The following is a 7,493-nucleotide window of genomic DNA, read 5'->3' as shown; positions in this document are numbered from 1 at the left end:
CCCTTTAAGTGTTTATATTATAATAACATTTAAAGGGATTTTAATTTTTAATAACATCAAGAGAGGATTGTCAAAGCGTGATTAAGCTAAAAGATTTTTTAAAAATACCAGATGAGAAACGCACAAAAATTAAGTTCAATATGAATGCCGCGGACGTTACAAAGCGAGCATGGGATTTTCTGCTAGAAGATAGTGAAGAGTGGATTATTATGAATGCATGGAAAACGAAACAAACGAACAACAATTTAAACCATGCCGATTATTTAGTTGCTCTCGTACAATACTATCCTTACGGGCCGCAATATTTTATATTCGGAGGACTTTATAAAGTTGAAAAAAAGGTGCCTGAGGTATTTAATGATGTTGGATATCAACTTACATTAATGGAAGAAAATAGCCAGTATATTAAGCGATTAATTATTAAAATAGACAAACCTATAGGGCGTGATGTGTATAATCGTCGTTATGAAACTATCCAAGAGCAACTTAACCCAGAGGTTTATGAAGTTGCCCCTAGCACTAAATTAGGGCATTTTAATGGGTATCAAAATGTGCGTTTAAAACATAAAGAACTGCAACAAATCATTCAACATAATGAACCTAGTTGGAGAGAAGCCTTGAGTTATGTCAAAGGCGTGTATGTAATTACGGACTTAAGTAATGGTCAGTTGTATGTGGGGTCAGCATCTGGAAATACAGATGGTATTTGGCAACGATGGGCATCCTATGCGCATTTAAGTGATTTAACGGGAGGCAATAAAGAGTTCAATACGATTTTAGAAAATAAAGGTAAAGATCATATTTTAAACCATTTCCAATATTCTATTTTAGAAATTTTCGATACAAAATCTAAAGTTGATGACATATTGGAGCGTGAAAATTATTGGAAAAATGTGCTTGATAGTAAGCATCATGGGATGAATCATAATTAACAAGGAGAAAGTGCTGTGAAAAAATTAATTGTTATAGGCTTATCATCATTATTATTTTTTAGTTTGTTTTTTATAGCATTACTTAAAATTGGTCCATTGTTTAATTTTTATATTGTGGCGCCTTCCACGCAATCATATGTAAAAATCGCAATTAATCAAATCGATATGCATGGGCTGTACGCGAAAGGTGACAAGTGGGAACGTGCAAAGGACAAAGCTTTAAATGACACCCAGAAGGCACAAGATTATAAAGACACACATACATATTTAGAAGAAGCTTTGAAAGTTGCTGGAGGCAAGCATTCATTTTTGTATACTACAAAAGAAAAAATGTCTCAAAGTGGTGAGACTCAATATCCTAAGCTTTCACTTAAGAATGATATTTTGACCATTAAATTACCTGGTTTTATGGGGAATGAAAAAGAGGGCAAATGCTATGCTAATGAGGTTAGCAAAGCAATTCAACGTGAAAACTATAAAGGCATTATAATTGATTTACAAGATAACTACGGCGGAGACATGGGTCCGATGATAGCAAGTATATCTCCTTTATTAAAAAATGGTACATTATTGACGTATGTTGATGGTGACGATAATAAAACAGATGTTAATTTAGACGGTAGCCAGACTGAAAACGGGGGAACGCCGATTGAATTAAATAATGTAGAAAAAGTTAAAAACGTACCGATTGCTATTCTAATAAATAAAAAAACTGCGAGTTCAGGTGAAATAACTGCTTTAGCATTCAAAGGAGCTAAAAATATAAAATATTTTGGTGAAAATTCTGGAGGATATACATCAGCTAATACAACTATAAAATTATATGATGGTACATTAATGAATTTAACAACACATCGTCTTGAGGATAAACAAGGAAATGTTTATGAAAATAATCCAATTATTCCTGATGTAAAATCAAATAATCCTGAAGAAGATGCTACAAAGTGGTTAAATTTAAAATAAAACCAAGTGATGATTTTTGTCATCACTTGGTTTTTATCTATTATTTTACTTTACGAGGATCATCATTTGGAACGGCGTAAACAATCGCAATAAATGCGATAATACCCATCGCAACGTTGACCCATAAAGCTATCATTGCGCCTTGAAATACGTTTGTTGCAGCGACGGCAATACCATAAACGGCACCACTTATCGCGACACCGAATGCGCCCCCAAGTGATGAAGCCATTTTGTAAATACCAGATGCCACACCGACTTTATCAACAGGTGCGTTTGAAATTGCAGTGTCTGTTGATGGTGTCGCATATAAACCGAGGCCTAAACCAAAGCATAAAAAACCGATGACACAACCGATGATATAAATCGTTTCAGGTAAGAAGGTTAAAGAAATTAGACCCACACCAATTACAACAATTAATGTACCGAGTAACATTGGATTTTTGGCACCCATTTTTTGTAAAAATTTTTCTCCAACACGAATCATTAATAGTACCGTGACTAAATACGTAATGGTTAAGTATCCTGCTTGTAAGGATGTATAACCTAATCCTTGTTGCACAAAAGTATTAGCAACAATCAGTGTGCCTGCGACGCCATTAAGTAAAAAGTTTGAAATTGTAGCGCCTGTATACGGTTTATTAGTAAATAATTTAAAGTCAATTAACGGGTTGTTGACGTTTTTTTCTGCTTTTATGAATAAGAAGAATGAAACGATAACGATCGCAATTAATCCGTAAAAGTATGGGGATGTAAATCCGATAGTGGCACCTTTTGTGATGACGACATTTAAGCTTAATAACATCACGACTAAAATGATTAAGCCTTTAACATCAAATTTTGAAATTGCAGTGGATTCAGATTTAGATTCAGGTGTGCCTTTAATTAATACAAACGATAAAATTGCGACAATAATAGAAAAGATGAAAATCCAACGCCATCCTAACGTTGTAGCAACTGCACCGCCAAAGAGTGAACAAATACCGCTACCGCCCCAAGAGCCGATGGACCAATAGCTTAGGGCGCGTTGACGCTCTGCACCTTCAAAATAGGCTTTCATTAAAGCAAGTGTAGATGGCATGATACACGCTGCTGAAAAACCTTGAATAATACGACCTAAAACAAGTAGCAATGGAAAGTTTGTAATGATAATTAACGTTGAGCCAATGATGCTGAGTAAAAGTCCAATATTGGTCATTTTAACGCGCCCAATTTTATCGGCTAAGCCACCCGCACCTACGACAAACATCCCTGAGAAAAGGGCAGTTACTGAAATGGCAATACTAATTGTTCCTATATCAGCGTTAAAACTCTTTTGTAATGGCGGTACAACGTTCACCAATGACTGAGCGAATAACCAGAACGTAATGACGCCAAGTACAATCCCTAAAATTAATCTATTATTCCCTTTATATGTCTGTGCGTTATTCATGGTCGTCATCCCCTTTTAAGTAGTCTAATACGACAGTTCCTACAGCTTGTGCTGATGTAAGTAATGCTTTTTCACTAATATTAAATTTTGGATGATGATGCGGATACATTTCACCATCTTCTGGGGCAGCACCTACATAAATAAATGCGCTTGGACGTTCTTGCGCATAGTATGCAAAATCTTCAGAAGGGGGTTGAGGTTCACATAAAGCGACATTAAATTCTAAATCTGCGTTTTTTAATGTTTTTGCGACATATTCTGTGAATTCTGGGTCGTTATACAATGCTGGGTAATCATCTTTATATTCGAGTTCGCATGTCACCCCGTACATAACTTCTAAACCGTGTGTAATGCGTTTAATTTCTTTTTCAATTGTGCGTTTGGTGTCGTTGGTTAAACCACGCACGTCACCTTCAATCGTAATGTGATCTTTAATAACGTTAAACTGGCCTTTACCGTCAAATGATCCGATTGTAATAACTCCTGTTTCAAATGGATTAAGGCGTCGTGATACGACCGTTTGAATTGAAGACACAAATTCTGCACCTGCGACAATCGCATCGTTTGCCGCATGTGGTGACGAGCCATGACCGCCTTTACCGATCACTTTGAGTTTGAAGAAAGCACGGCCTGTTTGGACATATCCAGGACGATAATACACTGTACCTGTTTCCATCGTACTCATCACGTGTACACCTAATACATGGTCAACACCGTCTAACACGCCATCTTTTATCATGCCAATGGCACCACCTGGGGGTACTTCTTCTGCAGGTTGGTGGATGACCACCACTTTGCCCGTGAAGTGGTCTTTCATTTCAGCTAATGTTTCTGCGAGCACTAACATGTAAGCGGTATGCGCATCATGACCACACGCATGCATCACGCCTTTATTTTGGGAGGCAAAAGGTAAGCCTGTATCTTCTTCGATAGGTAACGCATCAAAGTCGGCACGAATGGCTAACGTTTTACCAGGACGTCCAGAATCGATGGTGATTTTGATACCGCGCTCACCAATACCTTCTTCTATCGTCACATCTTTATCTTGATAAAAGTCGGCAATATATTTAGACGTCTGTTCTTCTTTAAAAGAGAGTTCGGGATGCTGGTGTAAATAATGACGAATTTCAATCATTCTTGATTCTTTTTTGGTCAATTTTTGAATTAATTTTTCACACATAATGGTTCATCTCCTTAACTCTATTTTAAAAGAATAAGTATCATATTTATTTCCCGTATATATCATTTCACTATACTATTTTCATTGTTTTCAACATAAAAAAAGAGATAGGACAAAAACAGATAAACTATTTTTGTCCTAATCCATATACTTTTTTACATCTATGAGATGAATCGCATTTGTTAATAATTTCAGATTATAGGTTAAGTCTTGGGTGACGAATTTTTCACTGACTTCTAATTTCGGGTAAGATAAACGGTCGATATAGGCAATGGATTCCGCATCGATGCCTGTACGTGTATTATACGATTGCCAAACTTGGTATAAGGCGCCATGTTCTTTATCTAGCGTATAATGTTTGAGACGATAAAGGCCAGAGTATAGATGTTTAACCGTTAATGCGACATCCTTATTTTCAAGAAATGGCAGTGGTGAGTTGAGTGATAAATACGGATTAAAATGTTCTGCATCATATACAATGATTTGAAAATGTTCTGGCCGACCTACAACAATACAGTTATGGTCATGAAATAACACCTGCGATGAGAGTTTTTTAAATAAATGACTTGTGAAAAACGCTGGTCGTTTACTGTTGTATTGATGGAAAAGTTCAATACTATTCATATATTCTTTTTCGTTTTTCACATGTAACGTATGTAAATCATAATTAAGCCAATAACCAATCGTATCAATCATTTTATTTAAGCGTAAAAACTGTTCAAAAATAATGCCGCCTCTAAAATATTCACCATTTGTGAGATGTGTATCACCTGTTAACGTATTCCAATTAAGTAGAATAAGTGGCTTCTCAATATGATGTTGATTTAAAAAGGCTTTCACTTCATTGGCTTTATCAATAATATGATGTTTTGTATTCTCAAAAAGTTCATCATCTGTAATATCAAAATTAACCAAATCATTTTGGTTCGCATCGAAACTCACATGCTCGATATGTGAAGTATCATATTGAAGAATATTCAGGGCCTTTTGCGGATGGTAAAGGTCTAGATGAACGATACATTTTACATTAGGGATAAAACGTTCAACACAACGAATGACTTTTTGATATGCAGGTAAGTCTACATGTTTAATGTACAGTTTTAAATTTAAGTGTTCTAAGGAATCATCACGCATCACAATATGCATTAAAAGCGCTTTAAGTTGATCGAGATAGCTATCCAAGTCATCAAACGGTGATAGTGTCATAATTAAACCGATACGGTGTTGTTTTAAAAAATCAATACACGCATCCACCTTGTTGTAGCGCTGATAATTCGAAATAGATTCATCCGTAATAACTTCGTTTAAAATCAAATTTGGACTTGACAAAGGGTCATGAATTAAGACGTGTGTCAGACCGATGTCAGACTGACAGGTCACTAATTGTTGTTGGACGTGCGCGCTTAAAAGTGCCTCCATATTGCCAATTTGAATAATATGTTTAAAATGATGAATCGTTTCATCCGTTGGGTGAAGTGTCATTTGAATATGTTTACCGATTTCAGGATTTTGAACCAAATGTTGTTGATCATTCATAACATAGCGAGATAAATTTAAAATGAGTTCCTTTTTAGAGACGCTCGTGTGTGGCTTTGGTTGTGTATGAATTTGATGTACCTCACGATATTGCGTTGGTGTTGTGTTCATCTGTTTTTTAAACGTGCGAGATAAGAGTGCAGAATTACTAAAACCATTTTGAAGCGCAATCTCTATCATGGGTTTGTCCGTATGAATTAAGTCTAGAATGACATGATCTAAGCGTACTTTGTTTAAGTATTGTAAAAAGCCCATGTTCAATTTTTTTGTAAACAATTTTGATAAATAAGCTGGAGACAGATTCACATATTCCGCCATATCATGTAGTGTAATCTCTTCATTAAAATGATGTTCGATATACTGGCAGACGCGATTCAAGCGCATATCTTCAGTCGTCGCCATAACTTTTTCCATATCTTTTTGAGGGATATATTTCACCATTAACAACAAAAGTTCAATCATTTGTTGTTCAATGAGCAGTTTGAAATATTTGTTTTTTCGTAAGTACATAATACCGATTTTAGCGAGAAAGTTCTTAATCCATTTCATCGAATCATCGGTTGAGTCGTGTTCAAATAAAGGAATTCCATCAATCACATGATCGATAAATTGCAAATTCATATTAAACTGCATAAAGTCGCCATCTAAATCATTAATAATGAGCTCATCTCGATGATTTAAAAGTAAAACTTTTCCAGACTCAATATCGATATTAGTATTGTTAACAAGACATTGAAGACGTCCCTCAAGCACAAAAACAAACGTGATTCCACTACATTTATACAGGGTACGTGGATGTAATGCATTGAACGAAATATGGTAGTTAGTCATCGTATCACTCACTCTTTATTTGTTACAATTATTGTAACATTGAACATATATGACATGTTTAAATTAGTAGAATGAAATATCTAAGAGTTTTAATTAATATTGATAGTTTTACTAAATAACTAATGGGGATTAAAGATGGTATTTCAAAATTTAGTACCTTTTATAGGAGTCATTACTGCACTTTTAACTTTATTGAAAGGTATTTTAGAATTTAAAAATATATTAAATGGCAAGGTGAGTCTTAAGAATTACAAAGAATCAATTAAATATATAGTTATATCAGCAATCTTATTTATTTTAGGAATAATGTTATTTATGGGTATAATACTTGTTGCCTATAGTGTATGTAGTTTTTTTATATCAGATTTTAAGGAGATAGAGTCTTTTTTAGTAATTGGAATAGCAATTTTATTAGTTTTAGGTGCTGTATTATTTTTTATAAAGTATCTTATTGAGAAGAAATACTATTTAAAGATAGATTATGACTTAACATATAATTCAAAAAAGAGTAATAAAATATACGAAGAGATGTTAGAGATTTCTAAGGATATTGAAAAGTTTAGAAAGAATAAGGATATTGAAAATTATAAACGAGCATTGAACCTGTCTCTTATACACATCT

At 34.5% G+C, this 7,493-nt stretch carries 6 protein-coding genes; 3 read left to right on the top strand and 3 right to left on the bottom strand.

The annotated features are described in order from the left end of the window. Nucleotides 1-77: 77 nt before the first annotated feature. Nucleotides 78-932: a GIY-YIG nuclease family protein gene (locus CD172_RS00085; protein ID WP_103345081.1), complete on the top strand. Its 855-nt coding sequence runs from the start codon at nucleotides 78-80 to the stop codon at nucleotides 930-932. 15 nt (nucleotides 933-947) lie between these two features. Next, nucleotides 948-1,895: a S41 family peptidase gene (locus CD172_RS00080; RefSeq protein ID WP_103345080.1), complete on the top strand. Its 948-nt coding sequence runs from the start codon at nucleotides 948-950 to the stop codon at nucleotides 1,893-1,895. Between the two features lie 40 nt (nucleotides 1,896-1,935). On the opposite strand, the gene CD172_RS00075 is transcribed toward CD172_RS00080, so the two are convergent. The 3 genes from CD172_RS00075 to aryK form a co-directional block, all read right to left on the bottom strand. Continuing rightward, a complete protein-coding gene (locus tag CD172_RS00075) occupies nucleotides 1,936-3,324 on the bottom strand; it encodes an MFS transporter (RefSeq protein WP_103345079.1) in 1,389 nt (462 codons plus the stop codon). Next, nucleotides 3,317-4,504 carry a M20 family metallopeptidase gene (locus tag CD172_RS00070; RefSeq protein WP_103345078.1) on the bottom strand — a complete coding sequence of 396 codons (1,188 nt, stop codon included), beginning with the start codon at nucleotides 4,502-4,504 and terminating at the stop codon, nucleotides 3,317-3,319. The genes CD172_RS00075 and CD172_RS00070 overlap by 8 nt, the downstream gene beginning before the upstream one ends. Before the next feature lie 138 nt (nucleotides 4,505-4,642). Beyond that, complete coding sequence (aryK, locus tag CD172_RS00065; protein ID WP_103345077.1) at nucleotides 4,643-6,871, bottom strand: transcriptional regulator AryK; 2,229 nt, start codon at nucleotides 6,869-6,871, stop codon at nucleotides 4,643-4,645. A gap of 135 nt (nucleotides 6,872-7,006) precedes the next feature. Between aryK and CD172_RS00060 the strand changes: the two genes are divergently transcribed. After that, on the top strand, nucleotides 7,007-7,493 hold a 487-nt coding region (locus CD172_RS00060; RefSeq protein ID WP_142384429.1), incomplete at its 3' end, for a hypothetical protein.

Source organism: Staphylococcus agnetis (genome assembly GCF_002901865.1).
Taxonomy (GTDB): Bacteria; Bacillota; Bacilli; order Staphylococcales; family Staphylococcaceae; genus Staphylococcus; species Staphylococcus agnetis.
The sequence above is the reverse complement of the archived record's forward strand: the minus strand, read 5'-3'. Positions and strand labels throughout refer to the sequence as shown.